The sequence below is a fragment of the Psychrobacter sp. S4(2024) genome, assembly GCF_036861305.1.
In the GTDB taxonomy this organism is placed as follows: domain Bacteria; phylum Pseudomonadota; class Gammaproteobacteria; order Pseudomonadales; family Moraxellaceae; genus Psychrobacter; species Psychrobacter cryohalolentis.
Genome location: NZ_JAZAQR010000003.1, coordinates 549,967 through 569,566, shown reverse-complemented (window position 1 = coordinate 569,566; position 19,600 = coordinate 549,967). Strand labels below are relative to the sequence as shown.

At 41.6% G+C, this 19,600-nt stretch carries 18 protein-coding genes; 9 read left to right on the top strand and 9 right to left on the bottom strand.

Annotation, left to right across the window (positions count from 1 at the left end):
• Positions 1–2 precede the first annotated feature (2 nt).
• From VLA57_RS10240 to arsS, 3 genes are all read right to left on the bottom strand, one after another.
• Positions 3–743: a TIGR04283 family arsenosugar biosynthesis glycosyltransferase gene (locus VLA57_RS10240; RefSeq protein WP_020443454.1), complete on the bottom strand. Its 741-nt coding sequence runs from the start codon at positions 741–743 to the stop codon at positions 3–5.
• A 17-nt stretch (positions 744–760) separates the two neighbouring features.
• Positions 761–1,570 carry a DUF547 domain-containing protein gene (locus tag VLA57_RS10235; RefSeq protein ID WP_020443453.1) on the bottom strand — a complete coding sequence of 270 codons (810 nt, stop codon included), beginning with the start codon at positions 1,568–1,570 and terminating at the stop codon, positions 761–763.
• Positions 1,571–1,653: 83 nt separating this feature from the next.
• Positions 1,654–2,622 (bottom strand): arsenosugar biosynthesis radical SAM (seleno)protein ArsS, encoded by a 969-nt coding sequence (gene arsS, locus VLA57_RS10230; protein WP_020443452.1) that lies wholly within the window; start codon positions 2,620–2,622, stop codon positions 1,654–1,656.
• A 670-nt stretch (positions 2,623–3,292) separates the two neighbouring features.
• Here arsS and VLA57_RS10225 point away from each other — a divergent pair.
• From VLA57_RS10225 to VLA57_RS10210, 4 genes are all read left to right on the top strand, one after another.
• Positions 3,293–4,768 (top strand): DUF4331 domain-containing protein, encoded by a 1,476-nt coding sequence (locus VLA57_RS10225; RefSeq protein ID WP_020443451.1) that lies wholly within the window; start codon positions 3,293–3,295, stop codon positions 4,766–4,768.
• A 27-nt stretch (positions 4,769–4,795) separates the two neighbouring features.
• Positions 4,796–5,077: a hypothetical protein gene (locus VLA57_RS10220; protein WP_020443450.1), complete on the top strand. Its 282-nt coding sequence runs from the start codon at positions 4,796–4,798 to the stop codon at positions 5,075–5,077.
• A 76-nt stretch (positions 5,078–5,153) separates the two neighbouring features.
• Positions 5,154–6,332: a tetratricopeptide repeat protein gene (locus tag VLA57_RS10215; RefSeq protein WP_020443449.1), complete on the top strand. Its 1,179-nt coding sequence runs from the start codon at positions 5,154–5,156 to the stop codon at positions 6,330–6,332.
• The gene (locus VLA57_RS10210) at positions 6,329–7,474 is read left to right on the top strand and encodes a HupE/UreJ family protein (protein ID WP_020443448.1); all 1,146 of its coding nucleotides are present in this window, start codon (positions 6,329–6,331) and stop codon (positions 7,472–7,474) included. Before VLA57_RS10215 ends, VLA57_RS10210 begins: the two co-directional genes overlap by 4 nt.
• Before the next feature lie 202 nt (positions 7,475–7,676).
• Here the strand turns inward: VLA57_RS10210 and VLA57_RS10205 are convergent, their stop codons facing one another.
• The 4 genes from VLA57_RS10205 to VLA57_RS10190 all read right to left on the bottom strand — a co-directional run bounded on the left by VLA57_RS10205 (position 7,677) and on the right by VLA57_RS10190 (position 11,453).
• Positions 7,677–8,078 carry an ExbD/TolR family protein gene (locus VLA57_RS10205; RefSeq protein ID WP_011513582.1) on the bottom strand — a complete coding sequence of 134 codons (402 nt, stop codon included), beginning with the start codon at positions 8,076–8,078 and terminating at the stop codon, positions 7,677–7,679.
• 54 nt (positions 8,079–8,132) lie between these two features.
• Positions 8,133–8,789, bottom strand: coding sequence for a MotA/TolQ/ExbB proton channel family protein (locus tag VLA57_RS10200; protein ID WP_133104299.1), 657 nt, complete (start codon positions 8,787–8,789; stop codon positions 8,133–8,135).
• 112 nt (positions 8,790–8,901) lie between these two features.
• Positions 8,902–9,918 (bottom strand): energy transducer TonB, encoded by a 1,017-nt coding sequence (locus tag VLA57_RS10195; RefSeq protein ID WP_133104381.1) that lies wholly within the window; start codon positions 9,916–9,918, stop codon positions 8,902–8,904.
• A gap of 539 nt (positions 9,919–10,457) precedes the next feature.
• Positions 10,458–11,453 carry a phosphatase PAP2 family protein gene (locus VLA57_RS10190; RefSeq protein WP_133104298.1) on the bottom strand — a complete coding sequence of 332 codons (996 nt, stop codon included), beginning with the start codon at positions 11,451–11,453 and terminating at the stop codon, positions 10,458–10,460.
• 181 nt (positions 11,454–11,634) lie between these two features.
• On the opposite strand from VLA57_RS10190, the gene VLA57_RS10185 reads away from it, so the two are divergent.
• The 5 genes from VLA57_RS10185 to VLA57_RS10165 all read left to right on the top strand — a co-directional run bounded on the left by VLA57_RS10185 (position 11,635) and on the right by VLA57_RS10165 (position 16,875).
• Complete coding sequence (locus VLA57_RS10185) at positions 11,635–13,353, top strand: phosphoethanolamine transferase (protein WP_020443442.1); 1,719 nt, start codon at positions 11,635–11,637, stop codon at positions 13,351–13,353.
• Positions 13,354–13,396: 43 nt separating this feature from the next.
• Positions 13,397–14,083 carry a response regulator transcription factor gene (locus VLA57_RS10180; RefSeq protein ID WP_133104297.1) on the top strand — a complete coding sequence of 229 codons (687 nt, stop codon included), beginning with the start codon at positions 13,397–13,399 and terminating at the stop codon, positions 14,081–14,083.
• Positions 14,084–14,176: 93 nt separating this feature from the next.
• Complete coding sequence (locus tag VLA57_RS10175; RefSeq protein WP_133104296.1) at positions 14,177–15,493, top strand: sensor histidine kinase; 1,317 nt, start codon at positions 14,177–14,179, stop codon at positions 15,491–15,493.
• Positions 15,494–15,664: 171 nt separating this feature from the next.
• Positions 15,665–16,108, top strand: a complete 444-nt coding sequence (locus VLA57_RS10170; protein ID WP_133104295.1) for a diacylglycerol kinase — start codon at positions 15,665–15,667, stop codon at positions 16,106–16,108.
• Between the two features lie 47 nt (positions 16,109–16,155).
• Positions 16,156–16,875: a PAP2 family lipid A phosphatase gene (locus VLA57_RS10165; RefSeq protein ID WP_133104294.1), complete on the top strand. Its 720-nt coding sequence runs from the start codon at positions 16,156–16,158 to the stop codon at positions 16,873–16,875.
• A gap of 190 nt (positions 16,876–17,065) precedes the next feature.
• Here VLA57_RS10165 and VLA57_RS10160 read toward each other — a convergent pair whose 3' ends face one another.
• On the bottom strand, positions 17,066–18,205 hold the full coding sequence (locus VLA57_RS10160; RefSeq protein WP_133104293.1) for a M14 family metallopeptidase: 1,140 nt from the start codon (positions 18,203–18,205) through the stop codon (positions 17,066–17,068).
• 335 nt (positions 18,206–18,540) lie between these two features.
• Positions 18,541–19,572, bottom strand: a complete 1,032-nt coding sequence (locus tag VLA57_RS10155; protein WP_133104292.1) for a hypothetical protein — start codon at positions 19,570–19,572, stop codon at positions 18,541–18,543.
• Between the last annotated feature and the right edge of the window lie 28 nt (positions 19,573–19,600).

The window sequence follows — 19,600 nt, the reverse complement described above, 5'->3', positions numbered from 1 at the left end:
TACTAAGTCTTATAATAACGCTGCTTAATATTATCAGCAGAGACACCGCGCCAGTAATCAAAACGCAGATGCCACATCAAACCTATCGTGCGCCAAGTTCCATACTGTTGCCAGCGCCGTGCCGAAGTTATCACCTTGCTTCGTAGACAAGCTGGCTTACCAATAGCTTTAAGACGTTTGCAAAGTTCAATATCTTCCATAAGTGGCTGCTGAGGGTAACCACCCAGCTGCTTAAAAAGTGGTTTTTTGATAAATATCGCTTGATCACCCGTTGCAATCCCACTTAATCTGGAACGCCAATTGATCATCTGGCTGACTACCTTGAGCATCCATGCAGAACTGTCCAAACGCACATCAAAACGCCCCCACGCGGCTTGCCTGACGGCTGACGTAATATCAGCAATAGCGTGGTTCGGCAGCTGCGTATCCGCATGCAAACACAACAACACATCACCCATTGCTAGCTCAGCACCTGCATTCATTTGCAGCGCACGTCCAGCGGCGGACTCTATTATTTGCCAATCAATAACCTGTACACTAATAACGGATGGACTGCTATCTATCAAACTTTCAATCAGTTCCTTGGCAAGGGCAACTGAGTTATCTGTTGAACCGCCATCCACTAGTATGACCTGATAAGGTGCTGGATTCAGATGAGCAAGATGACCCATCAATTTAGGCAAATTATCCGCTTCGTTCAATAACGGTATTACGATAGAGAGTGTGATTGGCACAGCAGTCATTTTTATTAACGCCCAGTTTATTTCTTATTCAACCGCCAATCATAGTTGGTATAACTGACTTTTATTTTACCCTGCTCTAAGGCCTTCACTTGAGTACTATTCATTCCTAATGCTTGACTATAACGTCCCAAAAATCCTGCAACGTCATTAGTACCGCGCCAACCCATCGTAAAATCTTCTTTATACCATTTAAAAATTGGTGATACCTCAAGCGTATTGCCCTTCAAGCGATTACGGCTGCTGTCTGCCAAAAACTTACTGGTGACTTGCTCTAACTGCTTCTCTAAGCGCTTTCCAGTAAACGCATCATCTAGGAGCGCAGGACAACCAATACTGGCACAATTAACCGCAAAGTGAATACGCGGGTCGTTGTAACGCTTGGAGCCGCGAATCAGATTGTGCTCAATATCATCCAGCGAGCGCGTTTTACCCAACAGTGAAATGAAACTCTGCTTCCAAGGTGAGCTTAATACAGATCCAATATCTTTAATTGATTTGATATTTGGATACTTGGTGAGCACCAACTCCACCGTGCCTGCGTTATAGACATTGATTAAAAAGGCTAGCTGCTCATCTTTATTCCAACCGTTAAATTCAGATTGACTGACCTTACTAGTGGCAGCCATATAGCTATCTAATTTACTTTTATCTGACTGCATGCCAACATAATCAACTACAGACGCTTTGCCAGCATTGGTCATGGTTACATGTTTGTCTAGCAACGTATCCCAACTGCTGTGATTAAAATCTGCATAGGCGGCTGCGCTTGATAACAAAACAGCGGTGGCAATAGTCGTTTTGACTATTAAGTTATTGAATAATGACATGGTAGTAACTCCGCTTAGATAGATAGGTTTTTGCCTATCCTAATCTCATTTATTCCAGTTTTATCTAATCTACTCTAATAAAGCTATATAGCTGACTCTTCTAAAATACCGCCGCAGCTACTGCCCTGTCCTGCCGTACACCCATAGCAATGGTCCGCAATGGCAATATCATCACCTGCAGGATTTTGTGTTAATAAATCTCGTAGATGACGGCGGGCTTTGTTTGGTACCGGAATCTCAAGCTGCTGATTGAAATCGCAATCAAATAATTCTCCCAGCCAATTTACACTGATAGTCGAGCGACACATCACTTCGGTTAAATTGGAAGCCACATAATTGGCTTTGAGTAAATCCATATAAGAATGGAACTGTTTTTTAGCCAATAAAACCGCACCAAAGCGCTGAATAGGCATATTGGTTAACGCAAATAGCTGATTAAACTCAATATCGAAGTGCGCTTTCAACTCGCGCTTATAATCAGCTTCTAGCTGCTGCTGATTGGGTGGTAGTGTCGCCCCTTGCGGGTTATACACAAGATTCAATGTCAAATTCGAACCAGATTTACCATAACCTAAAGCATTAAGCTTGTGTAGTCCTAAGATACTGTCATCAAACGCCCCTTTGCCGCGCTGCTTGTCTACGTTTTCTAATGAGTAACAGGGGAGCGAAGCAACAACCTCAACCTCATTGTCCGCCAAGAACTGCGCCATATCCTCATAACCTTCTACCATCAGAATCGTCAGATTGCAGCGGTCAATCACTTTGACACCCAGCGCTCGTGCCGCTTTAACCAAGTACTTAAAGTCTTCATGCATTTCAGGCGCGCCACCAGTCAAATCCAGTGTATCGATATTTTGTGCTTGCAGAATCTCTAGAATCAACTCAACCAGCTCTCGTGACATCATCTCTGTACGGTACGGACTGGCGGCAACATGACAATGCACGCAGGACATATTGCACAAGTAGCCCATATTCACTTGCAAGATTTTAAGCTCTCGCCTTTTAATATTAGGAAAATCAGTATCTTCGAGTAATTCAATGGTAGATTTCATAGTGGTATAGAATCCAGGTTTCAGTCTTCTTGATTATAAATAGACATCATTAAATTTTTGGTATAGATAGTGTTTGTCTTATGAATCTACTGCTTATATAAAGCTAATCTAATTAATAATACCTTATTTTTTCTGATGTATTACCATTAATCTTAGATTATTGAACATTTATAATGTTAGCTATATATAAGGACAAGATGAAGCTGCGATATTTTCAAAACTTTGAACGACTTAAAAGCGTGTGCCATTCTCTCCTGCATAATGAGCCTTTTTTATCAGCTTATTATTCCATTATCCTTGCTTTTCTTGCGCCAATATTCCATTTATTTCCCTTATGTTTTTAAGTAAATACCTTTATAAGTGATTTAAAAACGCTTTTGTAACAGAAAAACAACACTTATCCCAATAAATCCGATGAACGTTACGATAAACCCGATGAGTGCCATAATAAAATTCTTGCTTGAGCATATAGTTTCGTTTAACTTATTCAGAGGATAGTTTAGATATATTTATATATGGATTATATATAATGAAAATTTAAATTGTCTCAGGAACTTCTCGGAAATATTTCAAAATCAACCATTTAGTAATGCAATATCCAAGTATATACCGTCTATATATTTATGATTTAAATACCCCTTAGCCCTCAAGTTTTTCTACAAGGATTCGTATGAAATACACTACACACGCTCTATTAGCAGCGATGGCTTTATGCGCAAGTGCAAGCGCTGTAGCCTCTAGTCACCGTGAAGCGCCCTCCATCACCAAAACGCCTAAAGTCGATGCCACTGACCTCTATATGTTTAACAGCTATGAGAGTGGCCGAGCAGATTACGTCACCATCATTGCTAACTATTTACCACTGCAAGACGCCTATGGCGGGCCTAACTATTTTTCGTTAGATGATGATGCTCTATATGAGATCCACATTGATAACAACGGTGATGCGGTCGAAGACGTCACCTTCCAATTTGACTTCAAACAAACACTAAATAGCATCGAAATACCCTCAGGCGGTCCGTCAAATGTTGCGATACCATTATCTAACGCGGGCGATGCCTCAAACCCAGCTAACGTGCAAACCAGTGAAAGCTATGGTGTGACGATGGTTAAAGGTGATCGCCGTAGCGGCGCGCGTACACCACTGGGGAATTTTAACAAGCCATTTGACTATATCGGCACCAAGTCTTTTGCAGACTATCCAGGCTATGCAAGAGGCTTTATTCAACCGTTAAACTTAGGCACTTGTGGGGCTGGCAAGGTCTTTGTCGGTCAACGCGCTGAAAGCTTTGCTATTGATTTGGGTAGAGTGTTCGATCTGATTAATTTAAATCCATTAGGTCCACGTGACGGCGGGACAAACGTACTAGCAGATAAGAATATTACCTCGATTGCAATGGAGATACCTAAAGCTTGTCTCGTTAACGCCGCCCAAGTAGATTTAGGCAATAATAAGAGAGGTGTAGATCCTGTGATCGGCGCTTGGACGACTGCCAGTGTTCGTCAGGCTACCTTAGTCAATCCTTCACCTGCTTCTGGTATCAGTACCACCGCTAAGAAAGGTGGTGCATGGACTCAAGTTTCAAGATTGGGTATGCCGCTGGTCAATGAGGTCGTCATTGGTCTTAAAGACAAAGACAAATTTAACGCCTCAGAGCCAAAAGATGACGTGGCTAATTTCAAGAATTATGTGTTCTATCCTACGTTACCTGCTTTGATTCAAAAACTATATCCAAGTGCGCCAGCACCTACTAACTTCCCGCGTCAAGATCTAGTAACTGCGTTCCTAACGGGCGTTCCTACTATCAACAAACCAGCTAACAAAGCTTTAGTCCCAGCTGATATGTTACGCTTAAATACCACGACACCTACTGTAGTAGCGGCAAGTCAAAATGACTTAGGTGTTATTGGTGGTGATACAGCAGGTTTCCCGAATGGTAGACGACCTGGTGATGATGTAACTGATGTATCGTTAAGAGTAGCGATGGGCGTCCTATGTCATGCTGGACTACCTCCAGAAGCTACTTGTGTCCCTGCTGATGCGAAAGCTGGTACAGCGCCATTTACTGATGGAGTCGTAAAATCTGCCACTGCTTTTGACTCAGTCTTTCCTTATCTAAAAACCCCTAATGCAGGCAGTCGCTAAGCTGAATCTAACCTAAGGAGAAACACCATGCGCTATGTACTTTTAGCGATATTGGTTACCGGATCGGCTGCTCTTTCTGGCTGTTTCGGTGATAACGACAACAAGAACTTTGAGACAGGAAATCAGGGCAATCCCAATGTAGCAGAAGATCAAGCGAAGGCAAATCTAGCAGTGGAGAGGGTCTCTACCGTGATCAACGCCAGTAAGGATGTAAATACCGACGAACCGCAAGATATTGATCGGATTATCCTTCCCGAAGCCAATCTAGCAGAGCCTGTTGCGGTAACAGGTGCCAACGCCTCGTTGTAATCTGACGTGATATAAACCTGACACCTGATCAAACTCTTGATCAGGTGTTTCTTTATGTTTTGAGCTGAGAGATCTTATGAACTGGATTAAGCCCTTTATTGGACTACTACCGTTATTACTTATCGGCAGCCCCCTTCTTCATGCTGCACCCTTTATTCCAAAAAGCGACCAACAAATTCTTGAGACCTTACCCACTGATTCACCGCCGCCGCGCTACTCAAACTCAGACAGCTTTTTATCTAGTGCGAGCACAGCCAGTCCTGAGCAAACCAGTAAGCTTTTAGAGCGCGCTTACTTACAGGGTGATCCACGTGCGCTGGGTCAAGCCCGAGCGCAGCTGGATCAAATAAAGGATCCGGATGTAGAAACCCTCATGTTACGAGCACGAGCATTACAGGCAGATCACAAGTTCTCCGAAGCTAAAGCACAGCTAAAGCAGATATTAAGTAAAGATCCTGCTCATGCAGATGCGCTGTTGACACTCTCTTCTCTGCTTGTCGTACAAGGTCAGTTTGAGGAGGCAATGAGCTACTGTACAAAACTCGATGATGCTTCCCTACGCGTCTATCAATTGGCATGTATGGCTCAAGTGCAGAGCATGACCGGTCAACTGACGCAAGCAAAGCAAACCCTGAATGGGCTCGCCAATCTTGCGCCCGGACTCGATGCATCGACCGCACGCTGGATTTACCTTATTCAGGCAGACGCTGCACTGCGTAGCAAGGATGTTGCGCTTGCTACTCAAGTCTTTAGTGTGATGGACACTCAAACTGTACCCGCACTCATGGCACGCGCTGATTGGCTATTAAAACAAGGAGACTATGAAAAAACGCGGCTATTGCTTCAGGATCATACTGACAAAGACGCGCTATTGCTAAAGCTCATCACGGCTCAAATTCAACTGGGGGATCCTAACGCTCAGCAAAACTTAGGACTTATGAAAGAACGCATCGATGTATGGAAGATACGTGAGGAAAATGCCCACATGCGTGAACAGGCTACTTATGCCCTACTTGCTAACCAAATCAACCCAGCGCTGCAATTGGCTCGCGAAAACTGGCAACAACAGCGCGAAACGGCTGACATCGTGATCTATGCGACAGCAGCCATCAAAGCCGGTAGCAAAAAAGACATTGAGCTATTGCGCCAGTTTATGACAGACACACAATTTGAATACCCAGCACTCGAGCGCGATCTGCGCTTAGGAAAAATCAGCAGTTCAAGCAAGCAAGTGAGTAAGGAGACACCTTCATGAGCGCATTTATCAGGCTCATTTGTAGTCACACTTATCGTTATCTGACTTTATTCTTATTGGTGCTGACGTCTACGGCACTACAGGCACATGAATCTAGTACGGCTTACTTAAACTTAGAGCCCCTGAGCTCATCGAGTACAGCAGATACTGCTTATAAGGCTAAGTACGAGCTATCGCTTCGAGACTTAGCTTTGCTGATAGATATAGACTCAAACCAAGACAGTCAAGTAAGTTGGGCAGAGGTCAAATCACAGACGACGCTTATAGAACAGCTTATTGCTGCTCAGGTGACATTAGCAGCGGGCGATCAATCCTGTCAAACCACAAACTTTGCGCCACTAGCGATTAATACGCGTGGTGGCTTTAATTACTTACATACCGAATTTGAATTGGGCTGCGCTGCTCCTATCTCAGAGCTTAACTATCAAGTGCTGGCAGGTATCGATGCTAACCACCGCTTGATACTGACGCAAGCTGGTAGCGAATTACCGGTTCAAGTATTGACCGTTGGACAAACTTCATTAGGTGCTGGGACAGACTCCGGCTGGCTCTCTACGGCGACAAACTTTTTAAAAAGTGGGATACATCACTTGCTGATCGGCTGGGATCATCTATTGTTTTTGTTTGTCCTTTTAATACCAGCAGTTTACGTGCGCAAGCAAAAACAATTGGTTGCCGTTGCCAAGCCGCGAGCTGCATTACTTGAGGTATTTTGGATTGCAACGTCCTTTACGCTTGCGCACTCAATTACCTTGAGCTTAGCTGCTCTTGGTATCGTTAGTATACCTGCCCGCTTTATCGAATCTTTAATTGCTCTGTCCATCGCATTCGCTGCGTTAAACAATCTAGTCCCGGTGTTACGGGTGCGAGCGGTCTATCTAGCCTTTGTTTTTGGTCTGATTCACGGGTTTGGCTTTGCCAATGTGCTCGTAGATCTGCCACTAGCAACAAGTGAGCGCGTATTGGCATTATTAAGCTTCAATGTAGGGATTGAGCTAGGACAACTAGTATTCATTGCCATAGTATTTCCGATCGCGCTGTTATTACGTCATACGCGTTTTTATAAATCGGTTATATTTTATGCTGGCTCTTTTGTTAGTATCGCCATTGCATTGTGGTGGTTTTTTGAACGAATAACGTGATTAAAAAATTAAAATACATATAGGTTGTTCAACATAACATCGATACGTTATTGAATAATTTCGACTAGTTTTACAGTGATTCTACTATGTTTACTTTTATCATAAACACGGTTCAAGACATTAAAGAAGGGGCTAAGATTAATAATCTTAACCCCTTCTTTAATATTTGCAGCAGGAAATTTTATATTCTATAAATGGCTATTTATTCAGTGACAAAAGCAACCTTAGTCAAACCCGCAGTACTGGCGGCAGCCAGCACTTGCGCCACCATATCATAACGGGTGTCTTGATCTGCCCGCAGATGAATATTCGGATTAGCACCGTCTTTTGACGCTTCTTCAAGCCGCAATCGCAATTGCGCTAACGTCAGCGCTTCCTCATCCAAAAATAGACCATTGTCTTTATCAATGCTTATTTGCAATATCTCATCAGGCAAGCCGCTTACTGTGGCATTGGTATCGGGCAGATCTAGTGGTACGGTTGGATTCATCACTGTGGCTGTGACCAAAAAGATAATCATCAGCACCAGCATAATATCAATGAGCGGAATGAGATTCATCTCGCTCATACCTTGGGTCTCTTCATCACCTAGATGGAATGCCATACCTGCCTCCTTATTTTTCTTTATTCGTTAATTTATCGAATGAATAGCCACTGTCTATACTTTGCCATCAGCAACTTGACTATCAGTCACTTTGGCACCAGTTGCTTCGGCACCAGTTGCTTCAACGAGAGTTGCTTTGCTATTTGCTAGCATACTCGGTCGCATTGACTCGCCTAATAGACCATGCGCAATGTCATTGGCTCTATACAAGATCCGGCGATTCATACGCGTAATGACGTTATAGAAAATCACCGCAGGAATCGCGACCGCAAGACCTAGACCAGTCATAATAAGCGCTTCACCTACTGGGCCCGCTACTTGGGCAAGTCCTGCCTGCCCACTATCACCAATACTACGTAGCGCATGGAATATGCCCCACACTGTCCCAAATAGCCCAATAAAGGGTGCAATAGCAGCAGTCGTACCGAGCAGTGGTAACCCTTGCTCGCTTTGATAACGATATCGACCAATCTGCTGTAATAGCATCTGTTCGGTGAGAAGCCTGCGCTCTTCTGGACTAGCTTGCAAAGTGGGCGGTATCTGATTGTGTATTTGCTGAGCTAAGTCAACGACGACGGTTTTAGCCAACTGATGGCTATAGTACAATCGTAAAATCCCTGTCACCCAAGACACAATCGACAAAGCAAATAATGCGAAAAATAAACTCTTAGTAATGATATCCGTATATTGCCAATAATCTGTAAAATCCATATAGGCTCCTAAAAGCAGTTAAGTAGCTAGTGAGGCTGACAATACATTTTTTATGAACACATTCTTCATATAGTCGGTTTAATCAAAAAAGGAAAACGAGCTATTACTTAGATTAAGGTCGCTCATATATTAATGACATCGGTACAATGCCATTAACAGGTCGCTCATTTTGTTGGAACGGTTTAAGTTGTCCTGCTCTGACTTGAGTCATCGCTGCAATATCAACAATCTTATTACCCGATGATTCGAGCAATTGCACATCCGTAATATAGCCACTTTTATCGACATGAAGCTCCAATAATACAGTGAAGATATCGCCTGATTGACTAGTCACTTCACGCCAAATCGCCGACGGTAGGTCGGTGTCAGGTTTCTTCTGATCAAGCCAGCTGGCTTGCTCCTCCAAAAAGTCAACTGCCTCATCATTGAGATTAAGCTGTTTTCGTTTCTCATTACTCTTGCCAGCCTGCGCTTGCAGCAGCTCTTGCCCTGCGCGTTTTCTACCTTCTTGCCACTGACGTGCTTGATCACGATTGAATTGTGCTGTCACCGATCGGATTAACGACGCTATATCTATCTCTTCTTCAGCCTTAATCCTAACTGTTTTTCTCGTCTCTTTTACGACCAGCCCTTGCGTTGACATATCTGTTGATTCAGGGCTGACCTGTTCTGTCATCGCTTGAACCAAGGCTACAAGATCCTGTTCTTCTTCCGTCATTTTTTTGGCAATTTCTTCCGATTCTTTGGTCGTATTTTTCTGTACCAAGACTGGCAGTTGAGTTTCTTTTGTTATCTTAGTCTTTTCTGGATTTGACGGATTTTTTATTGGATCAGATGTTTGTTTTTTTGGTTCAGAACTTAAAGGTTTAATAGAATTTAGCGGTTTACTAAAGGTTGGCTCTGACACAGCATTTACTGGCTTAGCTTCTACCTGTTTAGTATCTGATAGTTCAGCGGATTTTTTCTCTGATTGCGGCAGTCGTTGAGGAACAGAGTTAGAGTTTGTAAGGATATTTTCGGCACGACGTTCTTCAGTAGCCGCTGCGGATGATTTTGGCAATATCACTAGCTCTAATTGGATTGCCTGAGGCTTAGCCGCTTTAGCCTCTAAAATTTCAGGGCTATCCATAGATATCACAGCCCATACAGTAAGACCGTGTAATATAATCACAAAGATAGTTATCCAAGCACTGATAGAGCCGCTGAGACGGGTAAATGGATGTAGTATCATGATGATGTATTAGGCAGCCTATTAGAAATAGCAGTTGAATAATTGTCCATCAACGATAGCAAATATTTGCCTATAAGCGTCAGATTATATAGTAATTTTTATGGAGTGCTGAAGTAGCTTATTGTGCTTACAGTAATGAATGTATCTATTGCAAGAGCAGGACTGATATTACAGCCGGCTTTCATTATTAGTGAGGCGCTTATGAGTGGTAAACTGGTCGTAGTGTTGCTAAAAATTGCACTGAGGCTTTGGGCTTATATGTAGTTTATGCTTACATTAAACTGCTGCCACAGAAGGTGAGATGCTTTATTGATTTTATAGATGATTATTATGGTACACCACCGTACTGGGACGAGCCTATGACTAAAAACTAGCCATTATTATTAATGTTAAATATGAACGATACTATTTTTTTGGCGTTAATACCTTGAATTTACTTAGATTAACAATGGCAACTGATAAAATTCAGCATATATCGAAGTGCCGATCAGTACACATACAATATTGAGCCAGACCAGACGAACCTGAGTAACTGACCAACTTATCTGCCAATCAACTTTGTCACGCGTCCTTAGCCACTCTGTCACACTAATTGCTACTGTTAGCCATAATGCGCCTACCAAATAACCTCCCAGTACATCGCTCAAATAATGCTCATTCAGCAAAATCCTGCTTAATCCTACCAATAGTGAGAAAAAGACAGTAATTACAGCTATCCGAACTTGCGTGGCAAAGTTGCGACTAAAACGAATGGCCATGTAAGCCAGAAAACCATATAACGCAACCGTAACCGTCGCATGTCCACTAGGAAAAGAATCTGTCTGCTCAAACAATAAAATATCTACTGGTCGCGTGCGATGAAATAATAGCTTGCTGAGGAAAGTAAATATCGTACTTCCTAAAGTGGCTATTAAGAACCCTACTAATATATAGGGTTGGCGAATCACCCAGCATAGGATACAGACTAGTAATACGATTAAACAGGTCGTTGCAGTAGAGGCAAAGCTAGTAATAAAAATAAAAAACGTCACTACAGGCGACTCACTCAGCATACTCATTTGCTGTGACACAAAAAAATCCGTTGCCACAATAGTATCTGAAGTAACAACATCTTCAACCAAACCAAAAAACAAAGCTAAGATATAACCCATGACTAAAAATAAAACCGTCAGAGGCAATCCATAAAAGTGCTGTACAGTGAGCCTTTGCAACGAAGCATGATACAGTTTTGGATAGTTATTTTTTAAGCGAGTGAGTCGTTTGCTTTTTCCAAGATATTGTTCGAGCACCGTCCAATATGTCGGCACCTGATTCAGTACCTTCTGACCATAGCGAATTATCACATACTGTAAAACCCATAAAACAACCATCACTAATAGAATAAAGACTCCTAAAAGGAACAACTGCTGATTTTTTTGGATGAGCGTAATCATGAATGAGAAGTCTCTTTTACAGCCGTTTTTGTGAGTATTTTATGAGTTTTTAGAGTATCAGATACAATCTGTATCTTCGTTATCTATTATGCATCTAATATAGGCTTCTTAACATCTTCTTAACAGGGTAATTGCTACCTTAGAGAATAAAATTTATCTCACTCTATTAAGAAGTCTGTGTATGTCAAAACACTTAATTACCGATCTAGCCATTGCAGAAACCCATAATATAAGTCTTGCTAAAAATAATAATGCAACCTTCGATAAAAATAAATTTTATCATCGTGAAGTCAATCTTACTTATCTGATTATAGTGGTTACGCTCTATCTCGTTGCTACTGCAAATATTGGCTTCTTTAAACAAGTATTAACGATCTATCCGTTTGCTGATAACATTGGTTTTATTGTTTCTCTGACTGGCTTACTGTTTGGGCTGATGTGGTTATTGTTTCAGCTATTATGTTATCGACCGACGGCAAAAGTAGTGCTTATTGCTATGGTGCTGATTGCGGCAGTATGTGGTTACTTCACCGATGCTTATGGAACGATATTTGACACTGGCATGTTGGTTAACAGCTTGCAGACAGACCAAGCAGAAGCGATGGGTTTGATAGCACCAAGCTTTATTGTTCGACTGCTACTATTGGGTGTGCTACCTGCTTTTTTGATTAGTAAGATTCGTATAAAGCGTTTGTCTATAGTTCGCTCAATCGTGCAAAAGACAATCACCTTGATAACGTCTATTGCGATAATAGCGGTTTGCCTATTACCATTTGGAGATCAATACGCCAGCTTTTTCCGCCAGCATAAAATAGTGCGTAGTTATACCAATCCCATTACCCCTGTTTATTCTGTTATCAAACTCGGTACCGATTACGTCGATGAGCTACGCCGTCCTGATACCTTGATACTGCATGCGCCAGATGCAAAGCGTACCGCAGCCGTCAGTAGCACAACGAAACCTAAGCTGATGGTGTTCGTAGTCGGTGAAACGGTTCGCGCTGACCATATTGGCTTGAATGGCTATAAACGCGATACGATGCCGTTACTAGCCAGCCAGCCGGATACCTATAGCTACAAGCATGCGACCTCTTGTGGTACGTCAACTGCTTATTCAGTACCTTGCATGTTCAGTTATGCAAACCGAAGCGATTACGACGTTGATACTGCTGAATATAATGAAAACGTGCTTGATACCCTCAATAAACAAGGCGTTAATGTTATCTGGCGGGACAATAACTCTAGCTCTAAAGGCGTGGCAGATCGAGTCACCGTTGAGGACTATAAAACGCCTAAGCTAAATCCTAATTGTGATATTGAATGTCGTGATATTGGCATGTTGGACGGTTTTGATACTTTAGTTAAGTCGGACACAGGTGTCAAGACTGCTGCGAAGCCACAAGATACACTGATTTTATTACATCAAATGGGCAATCACGGTCCTGCTTATTACCAACGTTATCCCAAGGAATTTGAAGAATACAAGCCAGTCTGCATGACCAACGAGTTATCTAAGTGTGATGCTCAATCCGTTGTAAATGGTTATGACAATGCGATTCGCTATACCGATTACTTTTTAAATGCCGTCATAGATACGCTAAAACCCTACGAGCAAGATTATGATGTGGTGATGGTATATATTAGTGATCATGGGGAAAGTCTGGGTGAAAACAATGTATATTTACATGGTCTGCCGTACGGTATTGCGCCGAATGCGCAAAAACAGGTGCCAGTCATTATTTGGTCACCTAAAAACAATGGCATCAATCCTAAGAGTCTGTCTAATATGACCAATCAGCCAGTGTCACATGATTTTATTACGCCAACCTTATTGCATTTTTTTGGTATTACTACTCAAGAAGTAGCGTCAGAACCAACCTTTTTTAAGACTACCCATTAAACTATTTTTATTTAACTCACGCTTTTTGTAGATAGTAGCCATTATGTATAAGATACTTATTATTGAAGACAATCCTGATATCGTAGCCAATATCTATGCTTTTTTTGAGCCAAAAGGTTTCGAGTTGGACAATGCCCATAATGGTCTGAGTGGCTTAGCACTGGCATCAAGCAATCGCTACGATGTTATATTGCTCGACGTGATGCTTCCCGGTATGGATGGTACTAAGCTGTGCAAAACGCTTAGAGAAGAGCTGCATGATAAGACGCCCGTATTGATGCTGACCGCGCGTGATACTGTTTTGGATAAGGTTGCAGGGTTTGATAGTGGTGCGGATGATTATTTGGTCAAACCTTTCTCATTGGTTGAATTAGAAGCTCGCATCAAAGCATTAATACGCCGCCATCAAGATGAACATTTTCAGCACAATATAGAAGTTGGCAAGCTGTCTCTAAATACTGAGGAACACAGTATCAAACGAGAAGACAAACCATTAAAACTAACCCCAACGGGATTCAAAATCTTACACACTCTGATGATTGCCTCGCCTCGGGTAGTCAGTAAAACTGAGCTTGAGGAAAAAGTATGGGGACAAGATGTGCCAAGTAGTGATGCGCTTCGCACCCATTTGCATAGTGTGCGTGCGCAAGTTGATAAACCGTTTGATAAAGTCATGATAGTAACAATGGCTGGTGTTGGTTACCAAATTATTGACCCAGACAAAGTTTGAAAATTCATAATACAATTTAAAGATTGAAGTTTACTATAAGTAGTTACGCCCGTACTTCCCTATATATTACCTGACTCTAAATAAGCACCTGCCATGTTCACTATAGAATCCATCGCTAATAAGTTTCGAATCTCCTATTTGTTATTTGCCTTACTGCTTTGCACAACGTTCGTCAGTATTTTTATGTACGCTGAGATGCGAATCGAACAGGACTTAGTGAAAGGGCGTCTTTTACAACAGCTACAACTTAGTCAAGAAAAAGAAGGCGAACAGGCGGCTTATACAGCAAATCCTGGTATCAAAATTTATCGTTATGACAGTGCGCCTGAAAATTTAAAAGCGATAGCAAACGGAACGGTTCAAGAGATGCAGGTAACCGTGAACAATCAAACGGGCAACACTGAAACGAATCTTCATTTTTTTGCCTATCAACAAAATGAGCAAAAATATATTTTGACTTACTTAGAAGGGTCTGAGATGGTGATGGAAAACTATCCTGTTTTAGCCATCTTCGAAGAGTTAGAGGATATATTTGCAGATGCACTAAAAATTGCGGTTGTTTTGAGTTTGCTCATTGCAGCGCTATTCTCTTACTTATCCTCTAAGCAAATCATCAAGCCTTTACTAGATTTAAAGCAAGCGGTAGAAACCGATCATCAAAACCTCACTGACTTAACCCATCTACCTTCAGAAGTTGGGGTGTTGGCACGTGCTATCGATGAAAAAAATCATAAACTAGAGCAATATCTAAAACGTGAGCAGCTATTTACTGGCGATGTCAGTCATGAATTACGTACACCGTTGACCATTATCATGGGTGCATCAGAGGTATTAGCCTCACAACTTGAAGACCACAGTCGTTTAAGCGAATTCGCCAACCGTATTAGTACGACCGCCAAAGAAACTTCTGAAATCATCAGCGCTTTATTACTTTTATCACGCGCGCCTGAACAGCTGGACACACCGCCAACTTCTATCAACACCATCGCCCTTGATGAAGTGACACGCTTAACATATTTGCTCCGCCATAAACCGGTAAGTTGCAAAATAGTCGCTGAGCAAGATTACATAGCAAATGTCCGCCCTGAGCTGCTAAAAATGGCATTAGGTAATTTAATAAAAAATGCGTTTCAATACACAGATGATGGTGAAGTCATTGTCACTATCGATGCTGAAAAAATTACGGTGACTGATACTGGTCTTGGTATTCCCGAAATTATGATGCCTTTACTCTATGAGAGATTTGAGCGTCTGAATGACATAAATACCAGCGATCAGGTAGAAGGTAGCGGTTTGGGTCTTAGCATTGTGCAACGTATCATGACTCATATGGACTGGGAGCTTATGCACCAAGACAATGCTACAGGTGGTAGTACGTTTAGCATTTATTATAATAAATGCCGTATATAAGTCTTCACTGTATTTCATGAATCAACCAATCAATATTGTCTTAACGTTTTCTTAATATCCCCTGTTTTATACTGTTTCCATAAGAACAGTATGCTAATTTTTTTTGATTATTTTTTTAATTACTCAAAACATCTAGCGTAACTCAATATCTATGAGTATTAAGAATTCAATATGAATACAATCAACTCTGAATCAAAAAATCAAACGACGGCTACTCAACTGCTTGCACCTAATAGTTATGCCAGTCTTGCCAAAGGCAACAAAGGTCTTTCTCGTATTGTTAAAGCCGCCGGTTATTCTTTAGATGGTTTTAAAGCCGCTTATAAATATGAGGCGGCTTTTAGACAAGTATTCTGGCTTAATAGCGTCTTGTTAATGGCCATCATACTTATACCTTTTGATATCAGCATAAAAATGATGCTGACAATCACCTGTTTTTTATCCCTTATCGTTGAGCTGTTTAATACTGGTATTGAAGCCAGTGTTGATCATACCTCAACGAACCAACATCCACTCGCTAAAATAGCTAAAGATGTAGGTTCTGCGGCGCAATTTTTGGCGTTATTGCTTTTGTTTGTCTTATGGGTAATGGCGTTATGGAACCTTTTATATTAAGTAGGATTCAGAAATTTTCGACTTAATATAGTTTAAAAGGAGACTCAATGACGCTAGCAAAAAACACAACTGATTGGACGTGGCTCAAGCTGCTGTGCTTAACGATTATTGCGACATTGACGTTTGAGCACAGCCAATTTGACGTTCGTATTAGTGAGCTTTTCTATACGAATGGACATTGGCTTCTTGAAAAAGGCGCGCAGCCTTATAGATTTATCTTTTATGATTTTCCAAAATTATTATTAATATTATTTGGCGGCTATTTAATAATGGTATTAATTTGGCACTATTGGCAACGTCGATACGCTAATACTGTGAATGCTAAAGTGTTTTTTATTAGACCAATCGCAGCATTGTCTAGCCGAGAAGTAGGTTATTTATTAATCACTATCATCATAGTACCCACGGTTATCGCAACCCTTAAGAGCTTTACCCATGTTAGCTGCCCAAATAGTTTATTTCTTTTCAATGGTGATTTACCATATCTCAATCTTTGGCAAAACATACTCGCTAAAACGCCTGCGAAGTGCTTTCCAGCGGCGCATGCCAGTGCAGGATTTTCTTTATATGGATTGGCATTTTTACCGACAGTACAAAAATATCGCTATAAAATCTTTGTACTCGTCACAGCTTTAGGATGGACGATGGGGCTATATAAAATGGCATTTGGCGATCACTTTTTTAGCCATACTTTAGTCTCGATGTTGTTATCATTGACGCTTGCCTGCGCGCTTGCCAGCCTATTTTTCAGAAGGTCTTTAAAATAATAAACTTAGACAGTTTATGAATTGCATGGTGATAATGCCATTGGAAGTTTGTTTTGGGGCTGGCTTGTAATATCTTAGATATAAATATAAAAAAAGGTTGTTATCGCTATATTAAAAATAGCGATCGCAACCTTTTTATGATGGTTTTTCTTATGTGGTGTTATAAAATTAGGATTAGAGAATCTGTTAACTAACGTAAATCATCAACGACCGCTAACATGGCAACTAACGACGCTTCTCCCAATTTAATAGAACGCTCTGGTGACCAACCCGTATCTGCATCAGGCACATTATTGTTATCTATGAATGGCATCTCCAAAGTATTGGCTAGGCAGTCAAAACGTTCGGCCACCCAGTGAGTGGCGAGCGTCATATTCGCTGTACCCGGTGCATCAACGTCATAGCCTTCTTCAGTCTGAAAGTCAGCACTGGCCAGCTTTAACACTTCTGAAAATCTATCACGGAGTCGCGCGAGCCGGTCATTATAATTAGGCGTCCCTTGAGAGCCGGCAAGGAACACAAAAGGTATCTCTTCGTCACCATGTACATCATAAAATAGATCAACGCCAGTCGCTTCCATTTTCTTAATAACATGAAACACTTCAGGGCTTTTTTCTAAACTCGGATTTGACCAGGCGCGGTTTAGGTTCGTTCCGACGGCATTGGTACGAAGATGTCCACGTACACTGCCATCGGGGTTCATATTCGGCACAATATAGAAGTTTGCTTTGTCTAATAATAATTTTCCAGTCGCATTATCACCATCTAATAAGCTATACATGAGACCTTCGACCAGCCATTCAGCCATAGTCTCACCAGGATGCTGACGCGCTGTGATCCAAATGTTGCGCTTACTCTCGTCACTACTGCTATCGCCATCACTAATTTTAACCAAGGTTAAGTCGCGCTTATCAAGCGTTTCACCTAAATGCTCTAACGTCACAAATGGGTGCATTTGTACAGCGGCTAATAAATCTTGATGACGCTCATAGCTGTAAGGGGCAAAAAAAGCAATTTGAATGGTTTCACATTCCATGTCTACGTTTATGGTCAGCTTGCCGTCTTTATAAGAGGTGGGCAGGCGGAACCAATACTCACGATCATAGGAAGCAACTGCTTGATAACTCTCCCACCCTCCAGGGAATGCCGCTTCCCCTGCATTCAGGATATTGAGCACATATTGCTCGCCAATTTGACCGGTTATACGAAAGTTAAACCATTGAAAAAACTCGCCACCGACGTCCGGACGAATAGCCAATTGGATATCTTTTTTATCTTCTAAACTAATAACCTCAATATTGCCCGCATCAAAATTCGCCGTGATATGCATAACCTGTCCTTAATCAGTTTTTATGGTAATGCTTTAAAGAATATGTCGGAGTGCCAGATAGCGTAATAGTGTAGCAGTCAACGCAAAAATGAGCTATGCCGAAAAACGCTAAAGCTTAAATTTGGCATAGCCGTATATAAAAATTCCATTGCACCTGCTTGCAGTCACGCTAATAACCTTTTATCCTTTCGCTCTTTACTACCATAAGTGACAAGCTTTATGCGCCTTTCTCCTAACTTGCGATACAAGCAATAACTGCATAATCATGAGTTAGACAATGACATATAACTTTAAACGACATACTATTCAGCTATTCCGCTTAAAAATTATTTAGCTTAGAAGCTATATTTGGCCATGATTTCGACTTGCTGACCTTTCTTTACTTGCGATAACGTCTTATCGCTTCGATCTCGCCATTCAATACCAAAATCGAGATCTGGTAAATAATTATAGACAAGGTTTATACTTTTTACATTGACAGAAGTATCAGCCGCATCATCTACATTAATCTCACCATAACGCATATTACTCAGAAGTTTTTCTGAAAATTTATGCCTATACCCTACCGTAAAGCCTGTTTGCGACACAAGCTCGCCGTTTTCAGCATCACAATCTATAGCTCCAGTTACCCCAAGCGCTTTTCCGACACATACTGTCGAATAGGCACCCATCCCTTTACCATTGAATACGCTCGCATGTAATGAGTCATTACCCAGTTTGAGTTTACCAGCCAAAGAAGCACCGAGGCCTACATCTGAATCGTTTCCATTTTTAGCCTCACGCGCAGTGACCGCTAAGTTATAGCTAAGATCAGATATGTTATTTTTATAGCTGACCACCATATCAGGCAGGTTAGCTTCCTCATAAACAGGTTGTTGAGCGGTAAAACGAAGCCCTTTATGGGTATAATGCACCGTTAGATCTGGACGTATATCAGCGCCCCCACCCGAGATGGTTCCTAATCCCGTACCTCGAAAATCAAGCTGTTCAGTTAAAAGCGGGTAGACTGCTAGGAACTGCCCGTTCCATGTCTTACCTACGGTCAAATCATTGACCTGAACATAAGCATGGCGAAGTCGCAAGTCTGAACCACCATTTGCGGCATTGCCATAAAAATCCCCTTCAATAAAACCCGTTAATTTTTTATCCTCTACCTTCTTAGTGGTTTTCAGATTAATCCGAGATTGCCGTGCATTGCCTTTGAACTCTGACTCGCCTTCATCTGGAGAATAAAATATACCCTCGGCTTTAACATAACCACCGATACTTAGAGTAGTATCTGCATTTGTGACAAGATCTATGGCTTGTGCTTGTGCACATACCCCAAGAACCGCCAAACCAAAAGACAACTTTTTGATATAAAGCATGATCTATACATTCCTTGTATTGTTGGAA